Below are 26020 nucleotides of genomic sequence, written 5' to 3' on the forward strand. Positions count from 1 at the left end.
TAGGAGACCTGCATCCTGCACAGAGCCTGGGGGAAATATAATTTCAAAAATGCGACATCATTCTGTCGCATATCGGATAGTTCGCCCTGGAACAGTGCGCTTGTCTTACCGATTCTGTAATCTAGCCGCCTCTTTTTGCGTCTGCTGCCCACAAGGTCGCTGCGCGCTAAACGGGTCAGTCTTATACGGACTGACAGCATTTCCCTCACCCATAAGGGAAATCCCTCTCTAAATTCCGATTCAGTAGTGTGGTATTTCCTTAATGAAAGTGTTGAAAGGCCAGGACATCCTGGCACTCGGCTTTATGACTTTTGCCCTGTTCGTCGGGGCCGGCAACATCATTTTCCCGCCTATCGTCGGCCTGCAGTCCGGACCCCATGTCTGGATGGCGGCGCTGGGCTTCCTGATCACCGCGGTCGGTCTGCCGGTGATCACCGTGGTTGCCCTGGCCAAGGTCGGCGGTGCCATGGACGCGCTGAGCACGCCTATCGGCAAGCTGGCCGGTGGCCTGCTGGCTGCGGTCTGCTACCTGGCGGTAGGCCCGCTGTTCGCCACGCCACGTACCGCTACCGTGTCCTTTGAAGTGGGCCTGGCGCCGTTGACCGGCGAAAGCCCGCTGGCCCTGTTCCTCTACAGTTCGGTGTACTTCCTGCTGGTGTTCTTCATCTCCCTGTACCCGGGCCGGCTGCTGGACACCGTCGGACGCTTCCTGGCGCCGCTGAAGATCATCGCCCTGGCTGTGCTGGGCATTGCGGCCTTTGCCTTGCCCGCCGGCGACATCGGCACTGCCACTCCCGAGTACGTTGCAGCACCGTTCTCCCAGGGCTTCATCAATGGTTACCTGACCATGGATACCCTGGGCGCGCTGGTGTTCGGCATCGTCATCGTCAATGCCATCCGTTCCCGCGGGGTCGAGTCGCCTCGGCTCATTACCCGTTATGCCGTGATCGCCGGCCTGATCGCCGGGGTCGGCCTGGCGCTGGTCTACGTCAGCCTGTTCCGCCTGGGCTCGGGCAGCCATGAAGTGGCCGCCGGTGCCAGCAACGGCGCCGCGGTATTGCACGCCTATGTGCAGCACACCTTCGGTTCCCTGGGCAGCGGTTTCCTCGCGGTGCTGATCTCCCTGGCCTGCCTGGTGACCGCCGTGGGCCTGACCTGCGCCTGCGCCGAGTACTTCAGCCGTGTCCTGCCGCTGTCCTACAAGACGCTGGTGGTGATCCTCGCGGCGTTCTCGCTGCTGGTATCGAACCTGGGCCTGACCAAGCTGATCGCGTTCTCGATCCCGGTGCTGACCGCGATTTACCCGCCGTGCATCGCCCTGGTGGCCCTGAGCTTCTGCAAGGACTTCTGGCAGGACCAGCGCCGTATCGTCGGCCCGGTGATGCTGGTGTCCTTCGTGTTCGGCCTGATCGATGCCCTCAAGGGCGCGGGCCTGGCCGGCTGGATGCCAACCCAGCTGTCGCACTTGCCGCTGAGCGAGCAGGGCCTGGCGTGGCTGGTGCCGTCGGTGATCGTGCTGGTGGTGGCAGTGATCTGCGATCGCCTGCTGGGCAAGCGCAGCGAAGCCCTGGCCTGACCTGAAGTTGATGGCCCGGGGTCGCCACAAGCGGCCCCCGAGCCCCTTAAAAAATGCCCCGCATCGATGGATGCGGGGCATTTTTTATGGGCGTACAGCGGTGTCTTTTTCCCCTGCGGGGCGTCGAAGCAGTGCCCTTTGCTTTTGTCTTCTGCCAACGCCTTACAGGAATTTGCATGTCGTTCGTTCAAGCCAACCTGATCCACCTACTGGCCGCCCTGTGGTTCGTCGTCTGCTGGGGTGGCTATACCCGCTACGCCAGTTGGAAGGGAAGGGACACCGCGTGCCTGGCCAGCGTCCTGCACCTGTATCGCGAGGACTGGATGCGCCGCATGCTGCTGCGGGACAACCGCATCGCCGATGCCAGCGTGATCGGCAACCTGGAGCGCAATGCCTCGTTCTTCGCCTCCAGCACCCTGATCATCCTGGCGGGCATTCTCACCGTGCTGGGCGCCTCGGAGCGTGCAGTGTCGCTGTTGGCGGACATTCCCATGGTCCAGCAGGCGTCCCAGGGCATGTCGGAAATCAAGCTGCTGTGCCTGGCGCTGGTGTTCGTCTATGCCTTCTTTACCTTCAGCTGGTGCATGCGCCAGTACAACTTCGCCGCAGTGCTGGTGGGGTCGGCGCCAATGATCGGCGAGCGTCATGTTTCCGAGCAGGAGCGCAAGGCTTTTGCATCGCGAGCGGCTCGGGTAATTTCCATGGCGGCCAACCAGTTCAACTTCGGATTGCGTTCCTATTACTTCGGCATGACCATGCTGGCCTGGTTCGTCAGCCCCTGGTTATTCATGCTGATGAGCGCGGGTGTGGTGTTTGTCCTGTATCGGCGGGAGTTCCACTCCGATGTACTTGAAGTCATGGTCTATACACCGACAGAACAACCTGTGGTCGATAGCCTCAAAGATGCAGCCTGAGCGTTGATGGCTGATCGATTGAACGGTTGAAAGGAGTTGGCCAATGAGCAGTTCGCGTGCCCTGAAGTACTTGTGCCTGGGGTTCTTCCTGTTGTCGGGCTGCAGGGCGCAAACCCTGTATCTGAATGGCGAAGCCCGGGGCAGGGTGGTAGATGCATTGAGCGGCATGCCGATCGCCGGGGCCAAGGGCGCCTTGTGTGGCGCACAGTTCCTGACGGCCGATGACGGGAGCTTCAAGGTCGAAGCGGCAACTGACTGGGAATGGGTCATGTTGCTGGCCGGGCGTTCGCCGCAGGACATCCCGCACCCTTGTTTCATGAGTATCGCGGCAGCGGATTACCAGACCCGCCAATGGCTGGCGCCTTTTACCGCCCACTACGACTTTCCCATCATGTTGCTGCCCATTTCCAGCCCCTTGCACTATGCACTGGAGTCCCCGGGCAATGAGTCGGTGCCAATGCAGCCGTTGCAGGCAGAGCCCCACCAGGACGAATTGTTCCTGGGGGCAGGCGGCTGATCTTCAACGCTTAGTTGCTTGCCCGGCAACTAAGCACTGTTGTATTGAGCGACTGTTTTACGAGCAAGAAAAAGCCCGCACTTGGCGGGCTTTGTTCTTTGTTGCGCTAAAACCGACTTAGTTGGTTTTAGGAGCTGCTTCCTTGGCGCTTTCTTCAGCAGCAGCCTTGTTGGATTCAGCCTGATCTTTGGCTGCTTCGGCGTTTTCTTTTGCCGCGTCGTTCACTTTATCCTGAGCTTCGTTCATTTTCTGTTGGGCTTGCTCAGCATGTTGATTGGCATCTTGAGCTTTGTCCTCGGATTTTTTGTCGCAGGCAGCCAGACCGAGGGAAGCGGTCAGCATCAGGGCAATAGCTAAAGTCTTACGCATGGGGTGTTTCTCCTTAGTGAAGATATCTACTGGCCTTTCGATCATGGCCTTGTGATTTAAGTTCCTTGAGACTCACAGATATATTAAGTAGTCATTTCATGGAACTTTTGCCTGCTTCATTCACGCACATTCCCGACAATAAAAAGAGATAAATCCCATGGCGCAAAACCCTATTTCTGAGCGTGCGGCGCGCTTTCTTTCCGCCTTGCGCCACTGCCAGGTGCTGGGCATCCGGGTACATAGCGCCTCTGAAGAGGGCCTGACCCTGACCTTGCCCTACAGTCCGCAGATTGTCGGCGACCCGCAAACCGGGATCATTCACGGAGGTGCCCTTACCACGCTGATGGACAGCGCCTGTGGCATGGCCACGCTTTGCGTGCTGCCGGAGTTCGAGGTGTGTCCGACCCTGGACCTGCGCATAGACTATATGCATCCGGCGGTCCCTCATCATGACGTGCACGGCTTTGCCCAGTGTTACCGGGTCACCACCGATGTGATCTTTACCCGCGGCTTTGCCTATCAGGATGATCCCGAGCGTCCCGTGGCTCATGTCGTCGGCACTTTCATGCGCATGGGCCGGGGGCTCAAGGGCAGCCGCGGGCTGGCCAGCTCGATCAAGGGGGAGCGGGCATGAGCACGGACCTTCGAGCACTCCTGGAGCAGGCTCGCCAGCAGGGCGATTACACCGCGTTGCTGGAGCAGATCCCCTACGCGAAGCTGATTGGCATCGAGTGCACGCAACTGGGAGATGAACTGCTGTTTCGCCTGCCGGCCAACAAGGACAATATCGGCAACCCTCTGCTTCCAGCCCTGCACGGTGGAGTGATCGCCGGTTTCATGGAACTGGCGGCCGCCTTGCATTTGCTGATTCTCACCGGCTCGCCCGGGGTGCCGAAAATCATCGACTTTTCCCTCGACTACCTGCGCGCCGGGCAGTTTCGCGACACCTTTGCCCGCTGCCAGGTATGCCGGCAGGGCAGGAGGGTGGCCAATGTCGCCATCACCGCCTGGCAGAGCACTGCCGAGGAGTCGATTGCCACCGCTCGCGCACATTTCAAGATCGAAGAGAGCACCGGCCCTTGAAATCCAGCGAGCGACCCCCACTTTCATGTCATCCCGCCGCCCTCCGCTCCCGGAACGCGGCCAATGCCATCTGATTGGAGTTTGATGACCATGAGTGTGGAAACTCAAAAGGAAACCCTGGGCTTCCAGACCGAGGTGAAGCAACTGCTGCACCTCATGATCCATTCGCTGTATTCCAACAAGGAAATCTTCCTTCGCGAATTGATCTCGAACGCCTCTGACGCCGTCGACAAATTGCGCTTCGAAGCCCTGTCCAAGCCCGAGTTGCTGGAAGGTGGCGCCGAACTGAAAATCCGTGTGAGCTTCGACAAGGACGCGAAAACCGTCACCCTCGAAGACAACGGTATCGGCATGAGCCGAGAAGATGTGATCACCCACCTGGGGACCATCGCCAAGTCCGGCACTGCCGATTTCATGAAGAACCTCACCGGCGACCAGAAGAAGGACTCGCACCTGATCGGTCAGTTCGGTGTCGGTTTCTACTCCGCCTTTATCGTGGCCGACCAGGTTGAAGTGTTCAGCCGTCGTGCCGGTCTGCCCGCCAGCGAAGGCGTGCACTGGTCGTCCAAGGGCGAAGGCGAGTTCGAAGTTGCGACCATCGACAAGGCCGAGCGCGGCACCCGCATCGTCCTGCACCTGAAATCCGGTGAAGACGAGTTCGCCGATGGCTGGCGCCTGCGCAACATCATCAAGAAGTATTCCGACCACATCGCGCTGCCGATCGAGCTGCCCAAAGAAGCCGCTGCCGCTGAAGGCGAAGAGAAACCTGCGCTGGAGTGGGAAACCGTCAACCGCGCCAGTGCCCTGTGGACCCGTCCGCGTACCGAGATCAAGGACGAGGAATACCAGGAGTTCTACAAGCACATCGCCCATGACTTCGAGAACCCGCTGAGCTGGAGCCACAACAAGGTCGAAGGCAAGCTGGAGTACAGCTCGCTGCTCTACGTACCGGCTCGCGCGCCGTTCGACCTGTACCAGCGTGAAGCGCCCAAGGGCCTCAAACTCTACGTGCAGCGCGTGTTCGTCATGGATCAGGCCGAGTCGTTCCTGCCGCTGTACCTGCGCTTCATCAAGGGCGTGGTGGACTCCAACGACCTGTCGCTGAACGTCTCGCGGGAAATCCTGCAGAAAGACCCGATCATCGACTCGATGAAGTCGGCGCTGACCAAGCGTGTCCTCGACATGCTGGAGAAACTGGCGAAGAACGAACCCGAGCAATACAAGGGCTTCTGGAAGAACTTCGGCCAGGTGATGAAGGAAGGCCCGGCCGAGGACTTCGCCAACAAGGAGAAGATCGCCGGCCTGCTGCGCTTCGCCTCCACCCAGGGCGACGACGGCGAGCAGAATGTCTCCTTGGCCGACTACCTGGCTCGCGCCAAGGAAGGCCAGGACAAGATCTACTTCCTCACCGGCGAATCCTACGCCCAGGTGAAGAACAGCCCGCATCTGGAAGTCTTCCGCAAGAAAGGCATCGAAGTGCTGCTGCTCACCGACCGTATCGACGAGTGGCTGATGAGCTACCTCAACGAGTTCGACGGCAAGAGCTTTGTCGACGTGGCGCGCGGCGACCTGGACCTGGGCAACCTCGACTCCGAAGAGGACAAGAAGGCTGCCGAGGAAGTCGCCAAGACCAAGGAAGGCCTGGTGGAGCGGATCAAGACCGCCCTGGGCGAGAGTGTCAGCGAAGTGCGGGTTTCCCACCGCCTGACCGACTCGCCGGCGATCCTGGCCATTGGCGAGCAGGACCTGGGGCTGCAAATGCGTCAGATCCTTGAAGCCAGCGGGCAGAAGGTTCCGGATTCCAAGCCGATCTTCGAGTTCAACCCGACTCACCCGCTGATCGAGAAACTCGACGGCGAGCAGAGCGAAGAGCGCTTTGGCGACCTGTCGCACATTCTCTTCGATCAGGCGGCCCTGGCGGCCGGTGACAGCTTGAAGGATCCGGCGGCCTATGTGCGCCGGCTGAACAAGCTGCTGGTGGAGCTGTCGGTTTAACCACGTTGCAAGAAAAACCCGCTTCGGCGGGTTTTTTCATTCTGGTGTCCCCCTACTGGAGAAGCTGAGTCATGAGTCAAATCACAGTGCGTTCCGTGGTCTATCAGATCGATGGCCAGCCCTATGAAGGCCGCCTGGCCTTCGATGCCGCCCATAAAGCTGCGCGTCCGGGGTTGCTGATGGCGCCGAACTGGATGGGTGTCAGCGCCGGCGCGGAGAAGATCGCCGAGGCGGTGGCGGCCAAGGGTTATGTGGTGCTGATCGCCGATCTGTATGGCCAGTCGCTGCGCCCCGGCGATGCGAGCCAGGCCGGTGCCGCGATGATGCCGCTCAAGGATGATCGGGCGTTGTTGCGCAAGCGCATGCAGGCGGCCTTTGCGGCCTTGCAGAGCCAGGGCGAAGCCGCGGTGGACACCTCCAGGCTGGCCACCTTCGGCTTCTGCTTTGGCGGCTGCTGCGCCCTGGAACTGGCCCGCAGTGGCGCGCCGGTGAAGGCGGCGGTGTCCTTCCACGGCACCCTGGACACCCCCAACCCTGCCGATGCCAACAACATCAAGGGCTCGGTACTGGTACTGCACGGCGCGGCGGATCCGTTCGTGTCCAAGGAGCAACTGCCGGCCTTCGAAGCGGAAATGGACGCCGCGGGAGTGGACTGGCAACTGGTCAGCTACGGTGGCGCGGTGCATTCCTTCACCGACACCCACGCCAACCTGCCGGGCAAGATGATGTACGACGCCAAGACCTCGGCCCGGGCCTTCGCCACCATGCATTACCTGCTGGACGAAGTCTTTAGCGGCTGACCCACCGACCCTGATTCCGTAGGAGCTGGCTTGCCAGCGAAGGCGTCAGTGAGAGCAACGCCAGACTCACGGGCCTGTTCGCCGGCAAACCGGCCCCTACCGATCAGTGGCGGGCGGGTGGCAATTCGATGCGCTCGCTTTCTCCCGGCACCTGCGGCCAGTCCCCGGCGGCCCAGCGTCTGCGAGCTTCATCGATCAACAGTGGATCGCTGGCGACGAAGTTCCAGTTGATCCGCCGCGGGCCGTCCAGGGCGGCGCCGCCGATCAGCACCGCGTGGCAATCGCTCTCGGCGAACAGCGTGGCGTTCTCCCCCTCTGGCAATACCACCAGCGAGTGCACGGGTAATGGCTCGCCGTCCAGTTGTGCCTCGCCCTCCAGTACATACAGCGCACGCTGTTGATGCTCGGTGGGAATCAGCAGGCTGGTGGCGGTCTGCAGCCGCAGCTCGGCATACAGGGTGGGGGAGAGCACCGGCACTGGCGACTCCAGGCAGAAACCGCTGCCGGCAATCATCCGAATGCTCACCCCCAGGTTGTCGCTCACCGGCAGGCTGCTGGCCGGGTGATGGCTGTAGTGCCCCGGGCCCTGCTCCTGTTCTTTGGGCGAGGCCAGCCAGACCTGCAGGCCGTGCATGGCAAACCCCTGGGCCTGCAAGGGCGCTGGCGTGCGCTCGACATGGGCGATGGCGCTGCCGGCGGTCATCCAGCTGACGTCCCCGGCGCCCACGATCTGGTCGGAGCCCAGGCTGTCCTTGTGCTGGATCTGCCCGGCGAACAGGTAGGTCAGGGTGGAGAGGCCGATATGCGGATGCTGGCGGATATTCATGCCCTTGCCCGGCGGGTAGCGGGTTTCCAGCATGTGGTCAAAGAACACGAAAGGCCCGACACTGCGGCACTGGGCCGAAGGCAGGGGGCGCAGGATGGGTTGGCCTTCAACGTCCTCGGCACGGGGACGGATCACGAGGGGGGAGTTCATGGCGGATTCCAGGCTGATCGGGTTATGCCCGGGAGCATAACCCGCTTGTGCCCGCCTTGCCGCTACTGGCTGAAGGCACCTTCGGAGAGGTGGGTCTCGATGCTGACTTCGCTGGTGGTCATCAGCTTGTGGATCGGGCAACGGTCGGCCACCCGGTGCAGCTCATCACGCTGGGCGTCGGTGAGCACGCCCTTGAGGGTCAGTTTCACATGCAGGGCGTACTTGCCCTTCTGCTCTTCGCTGTTGTCGTGCTTGATCTCCACGGTGACCCCGGTCAGCGGGATGTTCTTCTTCTGCGCGTAGAGCTTGAGGGTCAGGGCCTTGCAGGCGCCCAGGGCGGCATCGAAGTAGTCATGGGGCTCGGGGGCGGTGCCTTCGCCACCGGCGGACTTGGGCAGGTCGGTGAACAACTGGTGGTCGTCGACCTGGATGCTGTGGCGGAAACCTTCGCTGGACTCGGTATTGACGGTGATGGTCATGGCAAACCTCAGGCAGTGATGAATAAGGATCAGGCTGTAAGGGTGCTGAAGTTATAGAGCATATCGAAGCGCGGGCGTTCCCCTTTTTCTGAACCTGCGGCTCGGCGTCGCGGTCTATCCTGCTTCGATCCATGGGAGGCGGCGCGGTGCACTGGAACCCTGTTCAAGCAAGCTGTTTGTGGGCGCTGCTGATGCTGCCGCTGGCGGTGGCCCAGGCGCGTGACTATGTGTACAGCGACGCGCACCTGCATTACGTGGACTTCTTCCAGGAAACCGCGGGCATGGAAGCCTTGCTCAAGGCCATGGATGACAACCGCATTGAGCAGGTGATGATTGCCGGGATTCCGGTGGCCAAGAAATGGCACGAGGATGAGCCCAAGCGCCCGCGCTACTACGCCGGGGACGATGCCGCGGCCTACTGGTACAGCGCCACCGACGTGCTGGTGGCCGCCGCGGTGAAAAAGCTGCCGGCCGAGCAGCGCCGGCGCTTTCATCCGTTCCTTTCGGGGTTCAACCCCAACGACAAGAACTCCGCGGCGCATATCCAGCGCATGCTCGATCTCGACCCGGGGCTGTGGCAGGGCATCGGCGAGGTCTTCACCCGGCACGACGATCTCACCGCGCTGACCGCCGGCGACACGCCGCGGGCCAATAACGAGGCGATGACCAAGGTCTATCACCTGGCGGCCGAGAACGACCTGCCGGTCATGCTGCACTCCAACATCACCTCCAAGCGCGAGCGCAATCCACTGTACCTGGCGGAAATCGAAGAGCCGCTGCGCAATCACCCCCATACGCGTTTTATCTGGGCCCATGCTGGCACCAGTGCCGAGATCCATCGTCACCAGACCCGGCTGGAGTTCCTGCTGCCGACCCTGACGCGGCTGCTGGAGAGCTATCCCAACCTCTACATCGACCTGTCCTGGAGCCTGCTCACACCCTATCTGCTGGATAAGCAGGGCAACCCCGACCCGGCCTGGCTGCAGCTGGTGGAGCGCTTCCCGGAGCGCTTCATGCTGGGTTCGGACGTGGTCGGGCGCTTCAACAAACTGGGGAGCGAGCTGCGGGGGTTCGATGGCTTTCTTGACGCCTTGCCGCAGGAGGTGGCACGCAAGGTGGCCCATGACAATTTCCTCGCCATCCTTCCCGCCAACCATCGTCCCTAGCAGGCGCCAGACTGTCATCAGCCTGTCATGCCTGCTTCATAAGCTCGCGCCATCTCAATCAAGGAGCGCGATATGCACCTCACTCGTTTAAGCGCACTGGCGGCGCTGATGATCTTCAGTGGCCTGGCCAGCGCCGAAGTCCGTGTCGAAGGGCCGGTGGAATACGGCGTGTTCGAAGGTCCCAAGGCCGAGCTGCAATCGGGGGAGCGGGTGCTGCGCCGCAGCAACGAGAAGATCCAGCAGACCTCCGTGGTGCCCGCCAGGCTGGGGACCAAGTTCGGCATGCGTTACCAGTTGCTGGGCAAGGTGGCCGAAGATCAGCCCCTGACTCTTCTTTACCTGACGCCGGGCATCCGTACGCCGGACGGGGTACGCCATGACAAGTTCGAAATCACTCAGAAACTGGTGCCCAACGCTCCCCAGGACGTGATGGCCTATGAGTTCACCGAAAGCCATGAGGTGGTCCCGGGCGAGTGGCGTTTCATGGTCTTCCAGGGCGACCGATTGTTGGCAGAACAGCGATTTTCTGTGCGCTGAATCGTTTTACGCCCAAGTATTGGAGTGCTAGGGCGTTTTGATATCACGTTTTTGTCTTACGCAATTTTCCAATGGCCCGATACCGTCTAAGAGCACCCTGCTGCAAGTTCTTGCAGCGCTCTAGGAAGGAGCCAGAGGAATGAGTCTTAGAAGTCTGAACATTGCGCTACGGGCGAGCCTGGGTTTCGGCTTGCTGGCGCTGATGGTGTTTGCCCTGGGGGCATTCGCCTTGATGCAGATGGGCAATATGCGCCAGCAGTCCGATGAAGTGGAAAGCAATTGGCTGCCCAGCGTGATGTCCGTAGGGGAAATGAACCAGGACCTGCTGCGCATTCGCGCCCTGACCCTGCGGTTGTTGATCAATCGCGACCCGCAGGCGATCACCCAGAACGAAAACAAGATCAACGAGATCAAGAGTGTCCTGGGGGTTGCCCAGAGCCGCTACGAATCCTTGATCCTCCTGCCCCAGGAGCGGGTCCTGTTCGATCGCTTCAAGACCATCGAAAAACAGTACCTGCAACGCCAGGAACGGGTCATGCAGCTCTCCAGCCAGAACCAGCTGGAGGAAGCGGTCAAGGTGGTCAATGGCGAAATGAACCAGCTGGCCGATGAGATGGCCGCGACCCTGCACGAGCTGGTGGAGCTGAACAAGCAAAGCGCGACCCATGCCACCGATATGGCCCAGGCGGTGTTCAGCAAGTCGCGGGTATGGGTGATCGGCATGATTGCCCTGGCGGCGCTGGTGACCATCGGCCTGGCCCTGTTGTTGACCCGCAGTATCGTCCTGCCTCTGGCGCAGTCGGTGAATGTGGCCGAAGTGGTGGCCGGCGGCGATCTGACCGGCACTATCACGGTGACCGGCAGGGACGAGCCGGCGCGCCTGCTGCACGCGCTCAAGGCCATGCAGCACAGCCTGCGGGAAACCATCCGGCGCATCTCCGATTCATCCAGCCAGCTGGCCTCGGCCTCGGAAGAGCTCAGTTGTGTCACCGAGGATGCGACCCGTGGCCTGCATCAGCAGAGCCTGGAGATCGAACAGGCGGCCACGGCGGTAAACCAGATGACCGCAGCGGTGGAGGAGGTGGCCAGTAACGCAGTGGCCACGTCCGAGGCCTCGCGGGAGTCCGACCGCATCGCCCAGCACGGGCGCGAGCAGGTGCACCAGACGGTGCTCTCGATTGAGTCGCTGGCGCAGGACGTGACGGCCAATGCCAGCCAGGTGGAGGATCTGGCGCAGAAGGTCTATGGCATCAGCAAGGTACTGGAGGTGATCCGTTCCATTGCCGAGCAGACCAACCTGCTGGCGTTGAACGCGGCCATCGAGGCGGCACGGGCCGGGGATGCGGGACGCGGGTTCGCAGTGGTGGCCGATGAAGTCCGGGCCCTGGCTCATCGGACCCAGCAGTCGACCCAGGAAATCGAGCAGATGATCGGCGGTATCCAGCAGGGCACCGACCAGGCCGTCAGTTCCATGCAGCAGAGCAACAACCGCGCCCATTCGACCCTGGAGGTGGCCAAGGCGGCAGGGCAGGCGCTGGAGGAAATCGCATCGGCCTTCACCCAGATCAATGAGCGCAACATCGTCATTGCCAGCGCCTCGGAGCAGCAGGCGGCGGTGGCGCGGGAGGTGGACCGCAACCTGATGAACATCCGCGACCTGGCCTTGCAGACCTCCGCCGGGGCCAATCAGACCAGTGCGGCCAGCCAGGAGTTGTCGCGCCTGGCGGTGGACCTGAACAGCATGGTGGCGCGTTTCTCGGTCTGAGCCTTCTGGCAGGCGAAAAAAAGCCCCGAACCGGTCGGGGCTTTTTCATTCGGCGAAGCGGCGGGGCTTACTTGCCCTGCCAGCGCTTCAGGACCAGGGTGGCGTTGGTGCCACCGAAGCCGAAGCTGTTGCTCATCACGGTGTTGATGGTGGCGTCTTCGCGGGTCTTGGTCAGGATCGGCATATCGGCCACTTCCGGATCCAGCTCGTCGATGTTGGCCGAACCGGCCATGAAGTTGCCTTCCATCATCAGCATGCAGTAGATCGCTTCGTGAACGCCGGCAGCGCCCAGGGAGTGACCCGACAGGCTCTTGGTGGAGCTGATGGCCGGGGCCTTGTCGCCGAACACTTCACGCACGCCCTTCATTTCCGCGACGTCGCCGACCGGGGTCGAAGTGCCGTGGGTGTTCAGGTAGTCGATAGGGGTGTCGACAGTGGACATGGCCATTTCCATGCAGCGGATTGCACCTTCGCCGCTTGGAGCCACCATGTCGTAGCCATCGGAAGTGGCGCCGTAGCCGACGATTTCCGCGTAGATCTTGGCGCCACGGGCCAGAGCGTGTTCCAGCTCCTCGACCACCACCATGCCGCCACCGCCGGCGATGACGAAACCGTCACGCTTGGCGTCGTAGGCGCGGGAGGCCTTTTCCGGGGTTTCGTTGTACTGGGTGGACAGGGCACCCATGGCGTCGAACAGGAACGACTGGGTCCAATGCTCTTCTTCACCGCCACCGGCGAAGACGATGTCCTGCTTGCCCATCTGGATCTGTTCCATGGCGGTACCGATGCAGTGAGCACTGGTGGCGCAGGCAGAGGCGATGGAGTAGTTCAGGCCCTTGATCTTGAACGGGGTGGCCAGGCAGGCGGAAACGGTGCTGCTCATGGTCCGCGTAACGCGGTATGGGCCAACGCGCTTGACGCCTTTCTCGCGCAGGATGTCCAGCGCTTCCATCTGGTTCAGGGTCGAGGCGCCGCCGGAGCCGGCGATCAGGCCGGTGCGCGGGTTGGACACTTGTTCTTCGCTCAGGCCGGAGTCGGCGATGGCGTCTTTCATGGCCAGGTAGGCGTAAGCCGCCGCGTGGCCGACGAAGCGATAGATCTTGCGGTCGATCAGCTCTTCGAGGTTCAGGTCAATGGAGCCGGAAACCTGGCTACGCAGACCCATTTCGGCATATTCCGGGTTGAAGCGGATGCCAGGGCGACTTGCACGCAGGTTAGCGGAGACGGTCTCTTTGTCATTGCCCAGGCACGAAACAATGCCAAGACCTGTGATAACGACGCGGCGCATGCGGATAACCCTTAGAAGTTGTCAGTTGAAGTAAACACGCCGACCCGGAGGCCTTCGGCGGTATAGATTTCGCGGCCGTCAACGCTGACCGAACCATCGGCGATGGCCATGTTCAGCTTGCCCTTGAGCACGCGCTTGATGTGAATGTTATAGGTGACTTTCTTGGCGGTCGGCAGGACCTGGCCGAAGAATTTCACTTCCCCCGAACCCAGGGCGCGACCGCGGCCCGGCAAGCCCTGCCAGCCGAGGAAGAAGCCCACCAGTTGCCACATGGCATCCAGGCCCAGGCAGCCTGGCATCACCGGGTCGCCTTCGAAGTGGCAAGCGAAGAACCACAGGTCTGGAGTGATATCCAGCTCAGCGACCAACTCACCTTTACCGTACTTGCCACCCTCTTCGCTGATATGGGTGATGCGATCCACCATCAGCATGTTGGGGGCGGGCAGTTGCGCGTTACCTGGGCCGAACAGCTCACCGCGACTGCAGCGCAGCAGGTCTTCCCGAGTAAAGGCGTTTTGTTTGGTCATGCGAGCTCCTCAATAGTCCCGTGCGGCAGGGTTGGGCAAATCTTCCCGGCCGATCGAAGCGTTCATGCCTCGAGCCGGCAGCCTACTCATAGACTATTGCGTTGTAGTGAAAGTCACAGCGCAAAGGGCATGAATGTACACTTGTGCACTGAAATTTTTTTTGAGGGCCTTTTCAGGGCCCCGTCGGGTGCCTAAGACTGCCGCACTTTCGCCCATGACGCCAGTCGTAGCTGTTGGAAAATAGCCGGTTATTGCACCCAACGTTGGAGAATTTGCTGCAGATCCGCGCGCTTGAAAGGCTTGGCCAGGTAGTCGTTCATGCCCGCTGCAAGGCAGGCTTCACGGTCGCCCTGCAAGGCGTTGGCGGTCAGGGCGATGATCGGTAAATCGGCACAACCGGGCAGTTGGCGGATCTGCCGGGTGGCTTCATAGCCGTCGACCAGCGGCAGTCGGCAATCCATCAGAATCGCCTCGAAGATCAGGCTTTCGGCACTGCGTACCGCCTGGGCGCCGTCGGTGACGATGCTCACGGTGAACCCCAGGCTGCGCAGCATGGCCTGGATCACGGTCTGGTTCACCGGGTTGTCTTCCACCAGCAGCACGTTGCGGCCTTCACCGGAGTGCTGATTGCTGCTCACCCGCGGGGCCAGTACCGGCAGGCTCTGCTGGAACAGCGCCAGGGGGATTTCCAGGGTGAACACCGAGCCTCGGCCTTCCTCGCTCTGGGCCCGCAGGGTGCCACCCATGCGCTCGGCCAGGGTGCGGGCGATGGGCAGGCCCAGGCCGGTGCCGCCATAGCGACGGGAAATCGAACTGTCGGCCTGCTGGAAGGCGTCGAACATCAGCTCCAGGCTGGCCGGGCTGATGCCGATACCGCTGTCGCGCACTGCGCAGGTGAACCACAGCAGTTCGTGATCCAGGGCCTGCCACTGGGGCTCGATGGTGATGCTGCCCTGCTCGGTGAATTTCAGGGCGTTGCCGATCAGGTTGACCAGGATCTGCCGGATTCGCGTCGGGTCGCCCTTGACCTGCAGCGACTCCATGCCCGGCGGCAGCCGCAGTTGCAAGTCCAGGCCGCGTTGCAGGGCGCTGTGCTGGAAGGCCTGGGCCGAGCTGGTGATCAGTTCGGCAAGGTTGAATGGGATGTGCTCCAGTTCCAGGGCCGAGCGTTCGATGCGGGAGAAGTCGAGGATGTCGTTGATCACCTTCAGCAGGTGTTCGGTGGATTCCGACGCCAGCGCCGCGTACTCGCTCTGTTCCTGGGTCATCTGGGTGGTTTCCAGCAGTTGCAGCATGCCCAGCACACCGTTCATCGGTGTGCGCAGCTCGTGGCTCATCATCGCCAGGAAATCCGACTTGGCCTTGTTCGCCCGTTCCGCCTCTTCCCGGGTCTGGATCAACTGGGACATGGCCTGGTGCTGCTCGCGGCTGGCCAGTTCCAGGCCGGCGGCGAGGTTGTTGATGTGCCGGGCCAGGTTGCCCAGCTCGCCATCGTCGACGATCGGCAGCGGGGTCTTGAAATCCCCTTCCTGGATTGCCTTCACCGCATCGCCCATGGCGCGGATCGGCTGTGCCAGGCCGGCCGCCAGGCGCCGGGCCAGGAGGAAGGTGAAGAGCAGGGCGAACAGCGCGAGGATGGCGGCCTTGAGGAGGATTTCCTGCTGGCGCTGGCTGAAGGCGTCGTTGGACATGCCGACGATCACCCGGCCCAGGTAACCATCGCCCTGGGCGGCCATGCTGGCCGGGTCGTTCTGCAGAAAGTCGTTGTGCACCTGGATGCGCTGCAGGCGTACCGGGGCCTGGAATACCTTGATCTGTTGCGCGTGGTTGTGGCTGGCCGAGGGCTGTTCCACGTACACCAGGATGTTGTTGGCGCTGTCCTGTACCTCCAGGAAGTGCACATGAGGTGTGGCCAGGGTTGCCTGCAGGAGGCTCTCCAGGCCCTCGTTGTTGCCGGAGATCACCCCGTACTCGGTGGCTGGCGCCAGTTGATTGGCGATCAGTTGCCCGGTGTGGTTGAGCTCCTGGCGCAAGTCCTGGATACGCACGAAGGTAAAGAAGCTGATCAGTAGCAGGGTCAGGAGCAGGGCCGGGCCCAGGCTGATGAGCTGAGTGCGGGTCTGGATATCCCATCGGCGACGCAATGTCATGGGTGCTTCTCTCCTTCACTCAACTGGCGCGCAACGGCCTGCGGGTCGATTTCCTCGATGCCCAGCGAGCGTGCCACCTGTGGGTTGCTCAGTACTTTGAAAGCCGTCGGGTATAGCGCACGGGGCCAGCGGGCCGGCGGTTGGTCGAGCAGGCTGTCCAGGGTCTGCAACCAGTCCTGCTGGTCGCTGTAGGTGCTGGCCAGGCTGCCGGCCCGGACGAAGCCGGCATTGGGGCCGATCAGCGCCTGTTGCCGGGCGTAGCTGCTCAGTAGCAGGTTCTTCACGGTTTTCGGGTTGTACAGCTTCGGATCATCCAGGCCCAGCAGCACTTCGCTGTTGCGCAGCAGGTTCTGCAGCGGGCGGCTGTCGCTGGTGCTGTCCCAGGGTTCGGCGATGATTTCCATGTTCAGGGTTTGCGCGGCCAGGTGCAGCTCCTTGAGCAGGAACCGGCTGTCGGCGCTGTACAGCACCCCCACCCGGCGCACCTGCGGCAGAACACTGCGGATCAGGCGTAACTGGCGCTCCAGGGGCGGATCGCTCCACAGCAGGCTCAACCGTGGATGAGGGCTTTGCGCCAGGCGCTGTTGGGCCTGCAGGCGGCTGATGCGCAGGACCAGGGTCGGCGGGCCCAAGGGATCTTGCAGGCGCCAGTCGAGGCTTTGCGGGTCCAGCAGGATCAGGCGCGTGCTGCCGGGCAACTGGCCCGGCGGCGGCAGTTGGGCCAGGGGGACGAAGCGCACCTGGTCCCGGGGGCGCTGGGCGGCCAGTTCTTCGGTGAAGGTGCGCACGCTGCTGTTGTCGTCGCTGGCGGTGAGCAGCACATCGGCCGCCCACAACGGGTTGCCCAGCAGCATGCCCAGTACCAGCAGGCACAGGCACAGGCGACGATGTATGCGCAGGGCCTTCCAGGGCCGACAGTGGCCCATGTCAGAACTCGAGCTCCGCGCTGAAGTAGACCACGTGGCGCGAGTCGTAGAGATTGTCGGCGAAGGTGGTGGGCTGGTGGTCGAGCCGTTGCTGCAGGGTGCCGGCCAGTTCCAGGCTGGTCTTGCTGCCCAGGGCCAGGCGCTTGGCGATGCGGGTGTCGACCCGTTCGAATCGGTAGCCGTTGAGGGCGCTGTCGCCATAGTAGAAGAGCGCGCTGGACCAGCCCTGGCCCCAATTGCGCAGCCAGCCGGCGGAGCCGCTGTTGCTGGCGGTCAGGCGCTGGTCCAGGCGGTTGCTGGCCTGGGCATGGACGTAGGCGTAGGTCAGGCGCAGGCGGTCGGCGCGGCTCAGTTGCCAGTCCAGTTGGCTCTCGGTACCGGCGAAGCGCGAGGCGTTGCTGTTGCTGGCGATGTACTGGTTGTTGCGCAGCGGCTCGCTGATCATCCCGGTGATTTCGTCATAGAACAGCTTGATGTCGAGGTTCAGCGCTTGGTCGACGAAGTAACCGTTGTAGCCCAGTTCCCGGGAACGCATGTGCTCCTGGTCGAGGTTGCCGGGGCCACGGGTCTTGACGAAGTACTGGGCGCTGTTCTGGCCGTAGACCGGGGTACTCAGGCCGGTGACCCGGTAGCTCCAGTTGACGTTGTTCTCGAACATGTCCGGGGAGCGGATGGCTTCCGAATACACCGCCCGCAAGCCGTGGCGCGGGTTGATCAGGTAGTTGACCGCGATCCTCGGGGTCAGGGAGTTGCCGGTCAGCTGGGTGTCTTCGTACATAGCCCCGCCCTGGATCAGCCAATGTTCGCTGGCCCGCCACTCCAGCTGGCCGAACAGGCGCCAGGTGGTGTCGTCGAGGGTGCCGTTGAAGTAGGTTTCGGAGTCGGCCCGGTCGTAACGATAGTTCATGCCGCTGACCAGCCGCAGGTTGTCGCTGAGGCTCAGGGTGTCCTGCAGCTCCAGGTCGTAGCGGGTTTCCCGAGAGCTCTGGTCGATGTTGCCGCAGACGGTATTCTTGCCGCCGCCGGTTTTCCACTGGTCGATGACCTGGTTGGCCAATGCCTGTTCCGTCGGGGTTCCACCGGGCGCCGCGCTTAAATAATCGGGCATGTGGCGCGCCAGGCGCTCGGCGTAGTTCGGGTTGAGTTGCCACAGGCGTGTCAGCTCGGGGCTGAAGGAAATTGCCGCGTCGCAGGCACGCCAGGTCTGCTGGCGGTCCCAGTGCTGGGCCGAGCCCTGGATATAAAGGCTGTGCTGTGGATTGAGCTCCAGGTTCCAGCGCAGTGACCCGGCGTAATCCTTGGCCACTACATCGGAGTTGTTGCCTTGCTGGGTTACCCCGTGGAACACCGGCTGATAGGTATAGGGCCGCTGGTTGGTGCCTTCCTTGGCATTCAACTGCCAGTCGATGCTCTGCTGTTCATTGAGCATCTGGCTCACGGACAGACTGAAGCGGTTCAAGCGCTTGCTGTCGCGGTAGTCGGCCCCCAGGCGATTCTTGTCGAAGCCATCATCTTCCTGCCCCGACAGCGACAGGCGCAGGTCGCCGGTTTCCCAGCCGGTACCCTGGCTGGCGTACCAGTCGCTGATGCCGCGCTGGCCCCGGGTCAGCTTGACCCGCGTGCCATGGCTGTTGGCCGGGGCGCGGGTGATGATGTTGACCACCGCCATCAGCGCGTTGGCGCCGTAGCTGACGGTATTGGGGCCGCGAAACACCTCGATGCGCTCGATGTCTTCCATGGCCACCGGGATATCGCTCCAGTCCACTGTCGCCAGGCCGGCGCGATACACCGAACGCCCGTCGATCAGCACTTGCATGCGCCGGGCTTCGCTGGCGTTGGTGCCGTGGTAGTTGACCGTGGCCTGGTTGCCGCTGATGGCGCCGACCATCATCCCCGGCACCAGGTGCAGCAGTTCGCTGATGTCCCGGGCGCCGCTGGCCTTGATCAACTCGTTGTCGAGCACCGTCATGCTGCCGGGAACCGCGGCAGGTGACTGTTTCAGGCGGGTGGCGGTGAGGACCTCGGGCAGGGCGGTGCCGTCCAGGAACAGATCGTCGGCCAGCACCGAGTGGCCGAACAGCATGCCCAGCAGCAGCGACAGACGAAGAGGTGAGGGGCCAGCGGACACGACACAGCCTTGAATCTTGATGGAAGGCGCGCATGTTAACCGAGATAGTCGAGTTTTCCAGTCGATAAGCCCGACATTCCCCGAATGACTCCACGTGTTCCCGACAGGTTGCCTGAATGGCCCCTGGGGCTGGTGGTGAGAAAACCGCCCCGTATAATGCCGCCATCGCCACTGCTATGGATTAACGGATTGCATATGACACAACAGCGCCCTATTGCGGTCCTGGGAGGCGGAAGTTTTGGTACCGCCGTGGCCAATCTGCTGGCCGAGAACGGTCACCGGGTGCGGCAGTGGATGCGCGACCCCGAGCAGGCCGAGGCCATTCGGGTCAACCGCGAGAATCCGCGCTATCTCAAGGGCATCAAGATTCATCCGGCGGTGGAGCCGGTCACCGACCTGCTGGCCACCCTCAATGACAGTGACCTGTGCTTTGTCGCCTTGCCCTCCAGCGCCCTGCGCTCGGTGCTGGCGCCCCACGCCGAGCTGCTCCGCGGCAAGCTGCTGGTCAGCCTGACCAAGGGCATCGAGGCCCAGACCTTCAAGCTGATGAGCGAGATCCTCCAGGACATCGCCCCGCAAGCGCGCATCGGCGTACTTTCCGGCCCCAACCTGGCTCGGGAAGTGGCCGAGCACGCCCTGACCGCCACCGTGGTCGCCAGTGAAGACGAAGAGCTCTGTCAGCGGGTCCAGGCCGCGCTGCATGGCCGCACCTTCCGTGTGTATGCCAGTGCCGACCGCTTCGGCGTGGAACTGGGCGGGGCGCTGAAGAACGTCTACGCGATCATCGCCGGCATGGCGGTGGCCCTGGGCATGGGGGAAAACACCAAGAGCATGCTGATTACCCGGGCGCTGGCGGAAATGACCCGCTTTGCCGTGAGCCAGGGCGCCAACCCCATGACCTTCCTCGGCCTGGCCGGGGTCGGCGACCTGATCGTCACCTGTTCCTCGCCCAAGAGCCGCAACTACCAGGTGGGCTTTGCCCTGGGCCAGGGCCTGAGCCTGGAAGAGGCGGTGACCCGCCTGGGTGAGGTGGCGGAGGGCGTCAACACCCTCAAGGTGCTCAAGGTCAAGGCTCAGGAGCTGGGGGTCTACATGCCGCTGGTGGCCGGCCTGCACGCGATCCTGTTCGAAGGGCGTACGCTGAACCAGGTAATCGAGCTCTTGATGCGCGGCGAGCCGAAAACCGACGTCGACTTTATCTCCACCAGCGGATTCAACTGAGCAGCACAGGAGCCAGACATGAACGATACGAATTCCGAAGCCAAATACGAGTCCATCCTCCTGCGGGTGCTGTGGATGCTGATATTCGTGCTGGTGTGGCAGGTGGCGCAGTTTCTCCTGGGCGCGCTGGTGCTGGTGCAGTTGATCTATCGCCTGATCTACGGCGCGCCGAATGCCGGCCTGATGAACTTCGGCGATAGCCTGAGCCAGTTCCTGGCGCAGATCGGCCGTTTCGGCAGCTTCCATACCGAACAGAAACCCTGGCCGTTCGCCGATTGGCCCGCTCCCCGGGCGCCTGAAGGCGAAGCTCCCCATAGCGTGCCGCCAGCGCCTCACCCGGTGCGTGACGAGGAGCCCAAGCTGTGAAGCTGTGGGTGCTGCGTCACGGCCAGGCCGAGTCCCATGCGCCGACCGATGCCCAGCGCAACCTCACGGCCCACGGTCGCGAGGAAGTGCTGGGCAGCGCCGCGCACCTGATCGGCCAGCCCATCGCCGCGATCCTCGCCAGCCCTTATGTACGTGCCCAGCAGACTGCACAGCTGGTGCGCGAGGCCCTGGGGTTCGAAGGCGAGATCCGCACCGTGCCCTGGCTCACCCCCGAGGCCAACCCGCTGCAGGTGCTGGAGCAACTGGACAGTGCCGACAACCTGCTGCTGGTCAGCCATCAACCCCTGGTGGGCAACCTGATCGGCCTGTTGCAGCACGGCCACCTGCGTGATCCGCAGCCGATGAACACCGCCAGCCTGGCGGAGCTCGAAGGCGACTGGCCCCTGGCGGGGCTGATGACCTTGAATGCCGTGACACACCCTTGATGGACGCGGCGGCAGGGCATGCCCGGGCCGCCGTTGTTGTCTCGAACCCACCGATCCCCGGTTGCGATCCGCTACATTTCTTAACTTGCAGCGCTCCTTTGTGCGTGGAATAGTCCACCAAGCAAGTGCTTGGTTGGTGTCGCGAACAGAATAAGAACAAAGGAGCGAGTCATGTCTGCTGCTTTTCGTTTGCCCCTGCAAGTGTTCTACGAGCGCGAGGCTCGTCATCCCCAGCAGCGCTTTCTGGTCCAGCCCAGTGCCGGCGGGCAGGTGCAGGAGCTGAACTGGTTCGAGGTGGGCCAGCAGGCCCGGCGTGCCGCCCAATGGCTGCGCGAGCGCCAGCTGCCTTCCGGCAGCCACATCGCAATCATTGGCAAGAACTCCGCGCACTGGGTCATTGCCGACCTGGCGATCTGGATCGCCGGGCATGTCTCGGTGCCGTTGTATCCCAATCTCACGGCCGAGTCGGTAGCCCAGGTGCTGGAGCATTCCGAGTCGGCCCTGGCCTTTATCGGCAAGCTTGACGACTGGCCGCAAATGGCGCTCGGGATCAAGGCCGGGTTGCCCACCATCCGCTTGCCCCTGGCCCCCGAAGGCCCTTTCGATTTCAGTTGGGAAGACCTGCAACGCTGTCCGCCGCTCGAGGATAGCCCGAGCCCTGCGGCCGATCAGCTGGCCACCATCATCTATACCTCCGGCACCACCGGGCTGCCCAAGGGTGTGATGCACAGTTTCGGCAACCTGGGCTTTGCCGCCAGCCATGGTGTGCAGATGTTCGGCCTGGGCCCCGAGGACCGGCTGCTGTCCTACCTGCCCCTGTGCCACGTGGCCGAGCGCATGTTTGTCGAGATGGCGGCGATCTATACCGGGCAGACGGTGTTCTTTGCCGAAAGCCTGGATACCTTCCTCGCCGACCTGCAGCGAGCCCGGCCCACCGCGCTGTTTGGCGTGCCGCGGATCTGGACCAAGTTCCAGATGGGGGTCTACAGCAAGGTGCCGGCCAAGCGCCTGGATTTTCTCCTGGGCCTGCCCTTTATCGGCAAGCGTGTCGGCCACAAGGTGCTGAGCGGGCTCGGGCTGGACGCGTTGCGGGTGGCGCTGTCGGGAGCGGCACCGGTGCCCCAGACCCTGTTGCACTGGTATCGACGCCTCGGGCTGGACGTGCTGGAGGTGTACGGCATGACCGAGAGCTGCGGCTACTCCCATATCGGCCGCTCCGGTGAGCATGTGCCCGGCTGGATTGGCCGGCCCTGCCCGGAAGTCGAGGTGCGCATCGACGAGGCGGGGGAGGTTCAGGTACGCAGCGGAGCCACTATGCTGGGCTATTTCAAGGACCCGCAGAAGACCGCCGAAACCGTTACCGAGGATGGTTTCCTGCGCACCGGCGACAAGGGGGAGCAGGATGCCGCCGGCAATCTGCGCCTGACCGGCCGGCTCAAGGAGATCTTCAAGACCAGCAAGGGCAAGTACGTGGCCCCGGCGCCCATCGAGAACCGCCTGGCGGTGCATGCCCATATCGAGCAGGTGTGCGTGGTGGGCGACGGGCTGATTGCCCCCCTGGGCCTGTGCGTGCTTTCGGCAGCGGGCGTGCAGGCCGCCGCCGGCAGTGCACGGGAAGGCTTGCACAGCAGCCTGGAAAGCCTGCTGGCCCAGGTCAATGGCAGCCTGGACAAGCACGAGCGGCTGCATCGGCTGGTGGTGGTCAAGGACAGTTGGGCGGTGGAAAACGGCTTTCTCACTCCAACCCTGAAGATCAAGCGCAATGTGATCGAAGCCACCTATGGCGGCAGTTTTCAAGCCTGGAGCGAGCGCAGCGAAGCCGTGCTGTGGCAGGATTGACCGACAATAACCACCCATAAGGGAAGCGGCGATGAGTCTATGGCGTACCACTCCGAACATCGAGCAACTGAACGCGATCCAGAAGAACACCATCGGCGAAGTGCTGGATATTCGCTTCGAGTCCTATGACGAGCAGTCACTGACCGCGAGCATGGTCATCGACCATCGCACCCACCAGCCCTACGGGCTGCTGCACGGCGGGGCCTCGGTGGTGCTGGCGGAAACCGTCGGCTCCATGGCCAGCTACCTGTGCATCGACGCCAGCAAGTTCTACTGCGTGGGGCTGGAGATCAATGCCAATCACCTGCGGGGCTTGCGCACCGGGCGGGTCACGGCGGTGGCCAAGGCCATTCATATCGGGCGCACCACCCATGTCTGGGACATCCGCCTGAGCAGTGATGAAGGCAAGGCCAGTTGCGTCTCGCGCCTGACCATGGCGGTGGTGCCCCTCGGGCAGAACCCGCCGGCGCAATGAGGCAACGCGCCATAGGCTGAGCCTGGGTGTCAGCATTCCTGTCCGTTACGGTCATTGCCCTGGTGCAAGGGCCTGCGGACAATCGGTGTTCGTTTGGTGGATGGATAGGTCGGTATGTCGCAACAGGTGTTTTTCGCTCACGCCAATGGGTTTCCCTCCGGCACGTACGGCAAGTTGTTTGCTGCCCTGGCGCCGGAATTCGAGGTGGCTCATCTGCAGCAGCATGCCCACGACCCGCGCTTTCCGGTGGACGACAACTGGCGCAGCCTGGTGGATGAACTGATCCATCACCTGCAACAGCAGGCCCAGCCGGTCTGGGGCGTGGGGCATTCGCTGGGTGGTGTGCTGCATCTGCACGCGGCCCTGCGCTGCCCGGAGCTGTATCGGGGGGTGGTGATGCTCGATTCGCCGGTGCTGACCCGGGCCGACCAATGGGTGATCCGCGCCGCCAAGCGCCTGGGCTTCATCGACCGGCTGACTCCGGCCGGGCGCACCCTGGGGCGCCGCGAAGAGTTTGCCGACATCGAGGCCGCCCGCAGTTACTTCTCCCGCAAGACGCTGTTCCGGGCCTTCGATCCCGATTGCCTGGATGCTTACCTGCAGCACGGCCTGCAGCAGGTGGGGGATCGCTTGCGCCTGCGTTTTGACCCGGCCACGGAAATCAGCATCTACCGCGGCGTGCCTCATACCAGCCCGGGCAGTGCGCGCCAGCTCAAGGTACCGCTGGCGGTGGTGCGCGGACAGCAGAGCCGGGTGGTGATGCGCCATCACACCAGTGCGGTCGGGCGCATGCCCCTGGGCGAGTCGCTGACCATGCCCGGTGGCCACATGTTTCCCCTTGAGCGCCCCCAGGACACCGCGGCGCTGCTCAAGGAGCTGTTCACACGCTGGCAACGGAGCCCTGCATGAGCCACGCCGTCGAAGAAGTCCGCCTGAACCTGCCGCACATCGAACTGGCGGCCCATCTGTTCGGGCCCGAGGACGGTCTGCCGGTCATCGCCCTGCATGGCTGGCTGGATAACGCCAACAGCTTCGCCCGGCTGGCGCCCAAGCTCGCCGGCCTGCGCATTGTTGCCCTGGACCTGGCCGGCCACGGTCATTCCGGGCATCGCCCGGCGGGGGCCGGCTATGCCCTGTGGGACTACGTCTATGACGTGCTGCAAGCCGCCGAGCAACTGGGCTGGAAGCGCTTTGCCCTGATCGGTCATTCCCTGGGGGCGATCGTCTCGCTGGTGCTGTCGGCGGCGATGCCGGAGCGGGTCAGCCACCTGGCCCTGATCGATGGGGTGATCCCGCCGACGGCCAATGGCGAGGACGCCGCCGAGCGCCTGGGCATGGCGTTGCAGGTACAGCTGAATCTGCAGAACAAGAGCAAGCCGGTGTACGCCACCCTGGAGCGGGCCATCGAGGCGCGCATGAAGGGGCTGGTGGCGGTTAGCCGCGAGGCGGCCGAACTGCTGGCCCAGCGCGGCCTGATGCCGGTGCCCGGGGGCTATACCTGGCGCAGCGACAGCCGCCTGACCCTGGCTTCGCCGCTGCGCCTGACAGAGGAGCAGGCCATGTCCTTTGTTCAGCGGGTCGCCTGCCCGACGCAACTGGTGGTGGCCGCCGATGGCATGCTGGCAAAGCACCAGGCCTTGTTGCAGCGTCTACCCTTCAGCGTTGAGCAGTTGCCCGGCGGGCATCACCTGCACCTCAATGACGAGGCGGGTGCCAGCTTTGTCGCAGACTGTTTCAATCGGTTTTTCGCCGTTCCTTGACTTGACGGGATCAACTGTCGAGGCTGGGCGGGTTGAAATGGGAGACAACCATGATAGATCTGTACACCGCTGCGACCCCCAATGGTCACAAGGTTTCCATCCTGCTTGAGGAACTCGGCCTGCCCTATGAGGTGCACGCCTTGAGTTTCGACAAGAAGGAGCAAAAGGCCCCAGCGTTCCTGAAGATCAATCCCAATGGGCGTATTCCGGCCATCGTCGATCGCGACAATGGCGATTTTCCGGTGTTCGAGTCCGGCGCGATCCTGGTGTACCTGGCCGAACGCACTGGCCAGTTGTTGCCGGCCGATCCCAAGGGCCGTTCGCTGGTCATGCAATGGCTGATGTTCCAGATGGGCGGGGTCGGGCCCATGCAGGGCCAGGCCAACGTGTTCTTCCGCTATTTCCCGGAGAAGCTGCAGGGCGCCATCGACCGTTATCAGCACGAGACCCGGCGCCTGTACGAAGTGCTCGACAGCCGCCTGCAACAGGCCGAGTACCTGGCCGGCGACTACAGCATTGCCGACATCGCCACCTTCCCCTGGGTACGCGGCCATGAATGGTCCGGGGTTTCGGTGCAGGGCCTGCCGGCGTTGCAACGCTGGATGGCGGCCCTGGAGGCCCGTCCTGCGGTGCAGCGAGGCTTGCAGGTTCCACAACGCAGCGACGATGCCAGCGTCGTCAAGGGCGCCCAGGCCATGCTTATCCGATGAGAGTTTC

26 protein-coding genes and 1 pseudogene are annotated in these 26020 nt (G+C 62.9%); 19 read left to right on the top strand and 8 right to left on the bottom strand.

Annotated features, from left to right (window positions below):
* Positions 1 to 262: 262 nt before the first annotated feature.
* The 3 genes from brnQ to AC07R1_RS18050 all read left to right on the top strand — a co-directional run bounded on the left by brnQ (position 263) and on the right by AC07R1_RS18050 (position 3007).
* Positions 263 to 1576, top strand: coding sequence for a branched-chain amino acid transport system II carrier protein (gene brnQ / locus AC07R1_RS18040; RefSeq protein ID WP_011060055.1), 1314 nt, complete (start codon positions 263 to 265; stop codon positions 1574 to 1576).
* 176 nt (positions 1577 to 1752) lie between these two features.
* Positions 1753 to 2490: a DUF599 domain-containing protein gene (locus AC07R1_RS18045; RefSeq protein ID WP_019093629.1), complete on the top strand. Its 738-nt coding sequence runs from the start codon at positions 1753 to 1755 to the stop codon at positions 2488 to 2490.
* A 43-nt stretch (positions 2491 to 2533) separates the two neighbouring features.
* On the top strand, positions 2534 to 3007 hold the full coding sequence (locus AC07R1_RS18050) for a hypothetical protein (protein ID WP_495110799.1): 474 nt from the start codon (positions 2534 to 2536) through the stop codon (positions 3005 to 3007).
* 117 nt (positions 3008 to 3124) lie between these two features.
* Here AC07R1_RS18050 and AC07R1_RS18055 read toward each other — a convergent pair whose 3' ends face one another.
* On the bottom strand, positions 3125 to 3376 hold the full coding sequence (locus AC07R1_RS18055; RefSeq protein WP_011060058.1) for a hypothetical protein: 252 nt from the start codon (positions 3374 to 3376) through the stop codon (positions 3125 to 3127).
* 157 nt (positions 3377 to 3533) lie between these two features.
* On the opposite strand from AC07R1_RS18055, the gene AC07R1_RS18060 reads away from it, so the two are divergent.
* From AC07R1_RS18060 to AC07R1_RS18075, 4 genes are all read left to right on the top strand, one after another.
* Complete coding sequence (locus AC07R1_RS18060; protein ID WP_015634669.1) at positions 3534 to 4010, top strand: PaaI family thioesterase; 477 nt, start codon at positions 3534 to 3536, stop codon at positions 4008 to 4010.
* Positions 4007 to 4459, top strand: a complete 453-nt coding sequence (locus tag AC07R1_RS18065) for a PaaI family thioesterase (protein WP_015634670.1) — start codon at positions 4007 to 4009, stop codon at positions 4457 to 4459. The genes AC07R1_RS18060 and AC07R1_RS18065 overlap by 4 nt, the downstream gene beginning before the upstream one ends.
* Positions 4460 to 4549: 90 nt before the next feature.
* Positions 4550 to 6454 carry a molecular chaperone HtpG gene (htpG, locus tag AC07R1_RS18070; RefSeq protein ID WP_011060059.1) on the top strand — a complete coding sequence of 635 codons (1905 nt, stop codon included), beginning with the start codon at positions 4550 to 4552 and terminating at the stop codon, positions 6452 to 6454.
* Positions 6455 to 6525: 71 nt separating this feature from the next.
* Entirely contained in the window at positions 6526 to 7254 is a 729-nt protein-coding gene (locus AC07R1_RS18075) for a dienelactone hydrolase family protein (RefSeq protein ID WP_495110800.1), read from the top strand.
* 103 nt (positions 7255 to 7357) lie between these two features.
* Here AC07R1_RS18075 and AC07R1_RS18080 read toward each other — a convergent pair whose 3' ends face one another.
* Together AC07R1_RS18080 and AC07R1_RS18085 are read right to left on the bottom strand one after the other, a co-directional pair.
* Complete coding sequence (locus AC07R1_RS18080) at positions 7358 to 8230, bottom strand: pirin family protein (RefSeq protein ID WP_065363403.1); 873 nt, start codon at positions 8228 to 8230, stop codon at positions 7358 to 7360.
* 62 nt (positions 8231 to 8292) lie between these two features.
* The gene (locus AC07R1_RS18085; protein ID WP_011060062.1) at positions 8293 to 8709 is read right to left on the bottom strand and encodes an OsmC family protein; all 417 of its coding nucleotides are present in this window, start codon (positions 8707 to 8709) and stop codon (positions 8293 to 8295) included.
* A 191-nt stretch (positions 8710 to 8900) separates the two neighbouring features.
* On the opposite strand from AC07R1_RS18085, the gene AC07R1_RS18090 reads away from it, so the two are divergent.
* The 4 genes and pseudogenes from AC07R1_RS18090 to AC07R1_RS18105 all read left to right on the top strand — a co-directional run bounded on the left by AC07R1_RS18090 (position 8901) and on the right by AC07R1_RS18105 (position 12177).
* Complete coding sequence (locus AC07R1_RS18090; RefSeq protein WP_370059477.1) at positions 8901 to 9875, top strand: amidohydrolase family protein; 975 nt, start codon at positions 8901 to 8903, stop codon at positions 9873 to 9875.
* A 72-nt stretch (positions 9876 to 9947) separates the two neighbouring features.
* Positions 9948 to 10412 carry a DUF3859 domain-containing protein gene (locus AC07R1_RS18095; RefSeq protein WP_015634675.1) on the top strand — a complete coding sequence of 155 codons (465 nt, stop codon included), beginning with the start codon at positions 9948 to 9950 and terminating at the stop codon, positions 10410 to 10412.
* Between the two features lie 139 nt (positions 10413 to 10551).
* Positions 10552 to 11322 (top strand): annotated as a pseudogene (locus AC07R1_RS18100) (MCP four helix bundle domain-containing protein); the annotation flags it as partial.
* Positions 11314 to 12177 carry a methyl-accepting chemotaxis protein gene (locus AC07R1_RS18105; RefSeq protein WP_404940410.1) on the top strand — a complete coding sequence of 288 codons (864 nt, stop codon included), beginning with the start codon at positions 11314 to 11316 and terminating at the stop codon, positions 12175 to 12177. The pseudogene AC07R1_RS18100 and the gene AC07R1_RS18105, both read left to right, overlap by 9 nt.
* A 67-nt stretch (positions 12178 to 12244) precedes the next feature.
* Here AC07R1_RS18105 and fabB read toward each other — a convergent pair whose 3' ends face one another.
* The 5 genes from fabB to AC07R1_RS18130 all read right to left on the bottom strand — a co-directional run bounded on the left by fabB (position 12245) and on the right by AC07R1_RS18130 (position 19196).
* Positions 12245 to 13465, bottom strand: coding sequence for a beta-ketoacyl-ACP synthase I (fabB, locus tag AC07R1_RS18110; RefSeq protein WP_011060066.1), 1221 nt, complete (start codon positions 13463 to 13465; stop codon positions 12245 to 12247).
* An 11-nt stretch (positions 13466 to 13476) separates the two neighbouring features.
* Positions 13477 to 13992 (bottom strand): 3-hydroxyacyl-[acyl-carrier-protein] dehydratase FabA, encoded by a 516-nt coding sequence (gene fabA, locus AC07R1_RS18115; protein ID WP_011060067.1) that lies wholly within the window; start codon positions 13990 to 13992, stop codon positions 13477 to 13479.
* 248 nt (positions 13993 to 14240) lie between these two features.
* Positions 14241 to 16142: an ATP-binding protein gene (locus AC07R1_RS18120; RefSeq protein ID WP_011060068.1), complete on the bottom strand. Its 1902-nt coding sequence runs from the start codon at positions 16140 to 16142 to the stop codon at positions 14241 to 14243.
* A complete protein-coding gene (locus tag AC07R1_RS18125; protein ID WP_072451653.1) occupies positions 16139 to 17068 on the bottom strand; it encodes an ABC transporter substrate-binding protein in 930 nt (309 codons plus the stop codon). Before AC07R1_RS18125 ends, AC07R1_RS18120 begins: the two co-directional genes overlap by 4 nt.
* Position 17069: 1 nt before the next feature.
* Positions 17070 to 19196, bottom strand: a complete 2127-nt coding sequence (locus tag AC07R1_RS18130; protein ID WP_495110801.1) for a TonB-dependent receptor plug domain-containing protein — start codon at positions 19194 to 19196, stop codon at positions 17070 to 17072.
* A gap of 195 nt (positions 19197 to 19391) precedes the next feature.
* Here AC07R1_RS18130 and AC07R1_RS18135 point away from each other — a divergent pair, with 195 nt between their 5' ends.
* The 8 genes from AC07R1_RS18135 to AC07R1_RS18170 all read left to right on the top strand — a co-directional run bounded on the left by AC07R1_RS18135 (position 19392) and on the right by AC07R1_RS18170 (position 26013).
* Complete coding sequence (locus tag AC07R1_RS18135) at positions 19392 to 20417, top strand: NAD(P)H-dependent glycerol-3-phosphate dehydrogenase (protein WP_011060071.1); 1026 nt, start codon at positions 19392 to 19394, stop codon at positions 20415 to 20417.
* An 18-nt stretch (positions 20418 to 20435) separates the two neighbouring features.
* Positions 20436 to 20783, top strand: a complete 348-nt coding sequence (locus AC07R1_RS18140; protein WP_011060072.1) for a DUF4389 domain-containing protein — start codon at positions 20436 to 20438, stop codon at positions 20781 to 20783.
* A complete protein-coding gene (sixA, locus tag AC07R1_RS18145) occupies positions 20780 to 21229 on the top strand; it encodes a phosphohistidine phosphatase SixA (RefSeq protein WP_011060073.1) in 450 nt (149 codons plus the stop codon). The genes AC07R1_RS18140 and sixA overlap by 4 nt, the downstream gene beginning before the upstream one ends.
* Positions 21230 to 21400: 171 nt before the next feature.
* Entirely contained in the window at positions 21401 to 23068 is a 1668-nt protein-coding gene (locus AC07R1_RS18150) for an AMP-binding protein (RefSeq protein WP_065363408.1), read from the top strand.
* Between the two features lie 31 nt (positions 23069 to 23099).
* On the top strand, positions 23100 to 23543 hold the full coding sequence (locus AC07R1_RS18155) for a hotdog fold thioesterase (protein ID WP_011060075.1): 444 nt from the start codon (positions 23100 to 23102) through the stop codon (positions 23541 to 23543).
* Positions 23544 to 23657: 114 nt separating this feature from the next.
* Positions 23658 to 24452, top strand: coding sequence for an alpha/beta fold hydrolase (locus AC07R1_RS18160; protein ID WP_011060076.1), 795 nt, complete (start codon positions 23658 to 23660; stop codon positions 24450 to 24452).
* Positions 24449 to 25303, top strand: coding sequence for an alpha/beta hydrolase (locus tag AC07R1_RS18165; RefSeq protein ID WP_495110802.1), 855 nt, complete (start codon positions 24449 to 24451; stop codon positions 25301 to 25303). Before AC07R1_RS18160 ends, AC07R1_RS18165 begins: the two co-directional genes overlap by 4 nt.
* Positions 25304 to 25353: 50 nt before the next feature.
* On the top strand, positions 25354 to 26013 hold the full coding sequence (locus AC07R1_RS18170) for a glutathione S-transferase family protein (RefSeq protein WP_011060078.1): 660 nt from the start codon (positions 25354 to 25356) through the stop codon (positions 26011 to 26013).
* The last annotated feature ends 7 nt before the right edge of the window (positions 26014 to 26020 follow it).

Source organism: Pseudomonas sp. GW821-FHT07F01 (assembly GCF_059418825.1).

Coding starts and splice junctions, on each gene's coding strand:
- AC07R1_RS18080 (WP_065363403.1), bottom strand. CDS start 8,230: ATGAACTCCCCCCTCGTGATCCGTCCCCGTGCCGAGGACGTTGAAGGC.
- AC07R1_RS18105 (WP_404940410.1), top strand. CDS start 11,314: ATGCAGCACAGCCTGCGGGAAACCATCCGGCGCATCTCCGATTCATCC.
- AC07R1_RS18095 (WP_015634675.1), top strand. CDS start 9,948: ATGCACCTCACTCGTTTAAGCGCACTGGCGGCGCTGATGATCTTCAGT.
- AC07R1_RS18060 (WP_015634669.1), top strand. CDS start 3,534: ATGGCGCAAAACCCTATTTCTGAGCGTGCGGCGCGCTTTCTTTCCGCC.
- AC07R1_RS18155 (WP_011060075.1), top strand. CDS start 23,100: ATGAGTCTATGGCGTACCACTCCGAACATCGAGCAACTGAACGCGATC.
- htpG (WP_011060059.1), top strand. CDS start 4,550: ATGAGTGTGGAAACTCAAAAGGAAACCCTGGGCTTCCAGACCGAGGTG.
- AC07R1_RS18165 (WP_495110802.1), top strand. CDS start 24,449: ATGAGCCACGCCGTCGAAGAAGTCCGCCTGAACCTGCCGCACATCGAA.
- AC07R1_RS18140 (WP_011060072.1), top strand. CDS start 20,436: ATGAACGATACGAATTCCGAAGCCAAATACGAGTCCATCCTCCTGCGG.
- brnQ (WP_011060055.1), top strand. CDS start 263: ATGAAAGTGTTGAAAGGCCAGGACATCCTGGCACTCGGCTTTATGACT.
- AC07R1_RS18050 (WP_495110799.1), top strand. CDS start 2,534: ATGAGCAGTTCGCGTGCCCTGAAGTACTTGTGCCTGGGGTTCTTCCTG.
- AC07R1_RS18170 (WP_011060078.1), top strand. CDS start 25,354: ATGATAGATCTGTACACCGCTGCGACCCCCAATGGTCACAAGGTTTCC.
- AC07R1_RS18090 (WP_370059477.1), top strand. CDS start 8,901: ATGCTGCCGCTGGCGGTGGCCCAGGCGCGTGACTATGTGTACAGCGAC.
- AC07R1_RS18045 (WP_019093629.1), top strand. CDS start 1,753: ATGTCGTTCGTTCAAGCCAACCTGATCCACCTACTGGCCGCCCTGTGG.
- fabB (WP_011060066.1), bottom strand. CDS start 13,465: ATGCGCCGCGTCGTTATCACAGGTCTTGGCATTGTTTCGTGCCTGGGC.
- AC07R1_RS18055 (WP_011060058.1), bottom strand. CDS start 3,376: ATGCGTAAGACTTTAGCTATTGCCCTGATGCTGACCGCTTCCCTCGGT.
- AC07R1_RS18085 (WP_011060062.1), bottom strand. CDS start 8,709: ATGACCATCACCGTCAATACCGAGTCCAGCGAAGGTTTCCGCCACAGC.
- AC07R1_RS18065 (WP_015634670.1), top strand. CDS start 4,007: ATGAGCACGGACCTTCGAGCACTCCTGGAGCAGGCTCGCCAGCAGGGC.
- AC07R1_RS18150 (WP_065363408.1), top strand. CDS start 21,401: ATGTCTGCTGCTTTTCGTTTGCCCCTGCAAGTGTTCTACGAGCGCGAG.
- AC07R1_RS18135 (WP_011060071.1), top strand. CDS start 19,392: ATGACACAACAGCGCCCTATTGCGGTCCTGGGAGGCGGAAGTTTTGGT.
- AC07R1_RS18125 (WP_072451653.1), bottom strand. CDS start 17,068: ATGGGCCACTGTCGGCCCTGGAAGGCCCTGCGCATACATCGTCGCCTG.
- AC07R1_RS18160 (WP_011060076.1), top strand. CDS start 23,658: ATGTCGCAACAGGTGTTTTTCGCTCACGCCAATGGGTTTCCCTCCGGC.
- AC07R1_RS18120 (WP_011060068.1), bottom strand. CDS start 16,142: ATGACATTGCGTCGCCGATGGGATATCCAGACCCGCACTCAGCTCATC.
- fabA (WP_011060067.1), bottom strand. CDS start 13,992: ATGACCAAACAAAACGCCTTTACTCGGGAAGACCTGCTGCGCTGCAGT.
- AC07R1_RS18075 (WP_495110800.1), top strand. CDS start 6,526: ATGAGTCAAATCACAGTGCGTTCCGTGGTCTATCAGATCGATGGCCAG.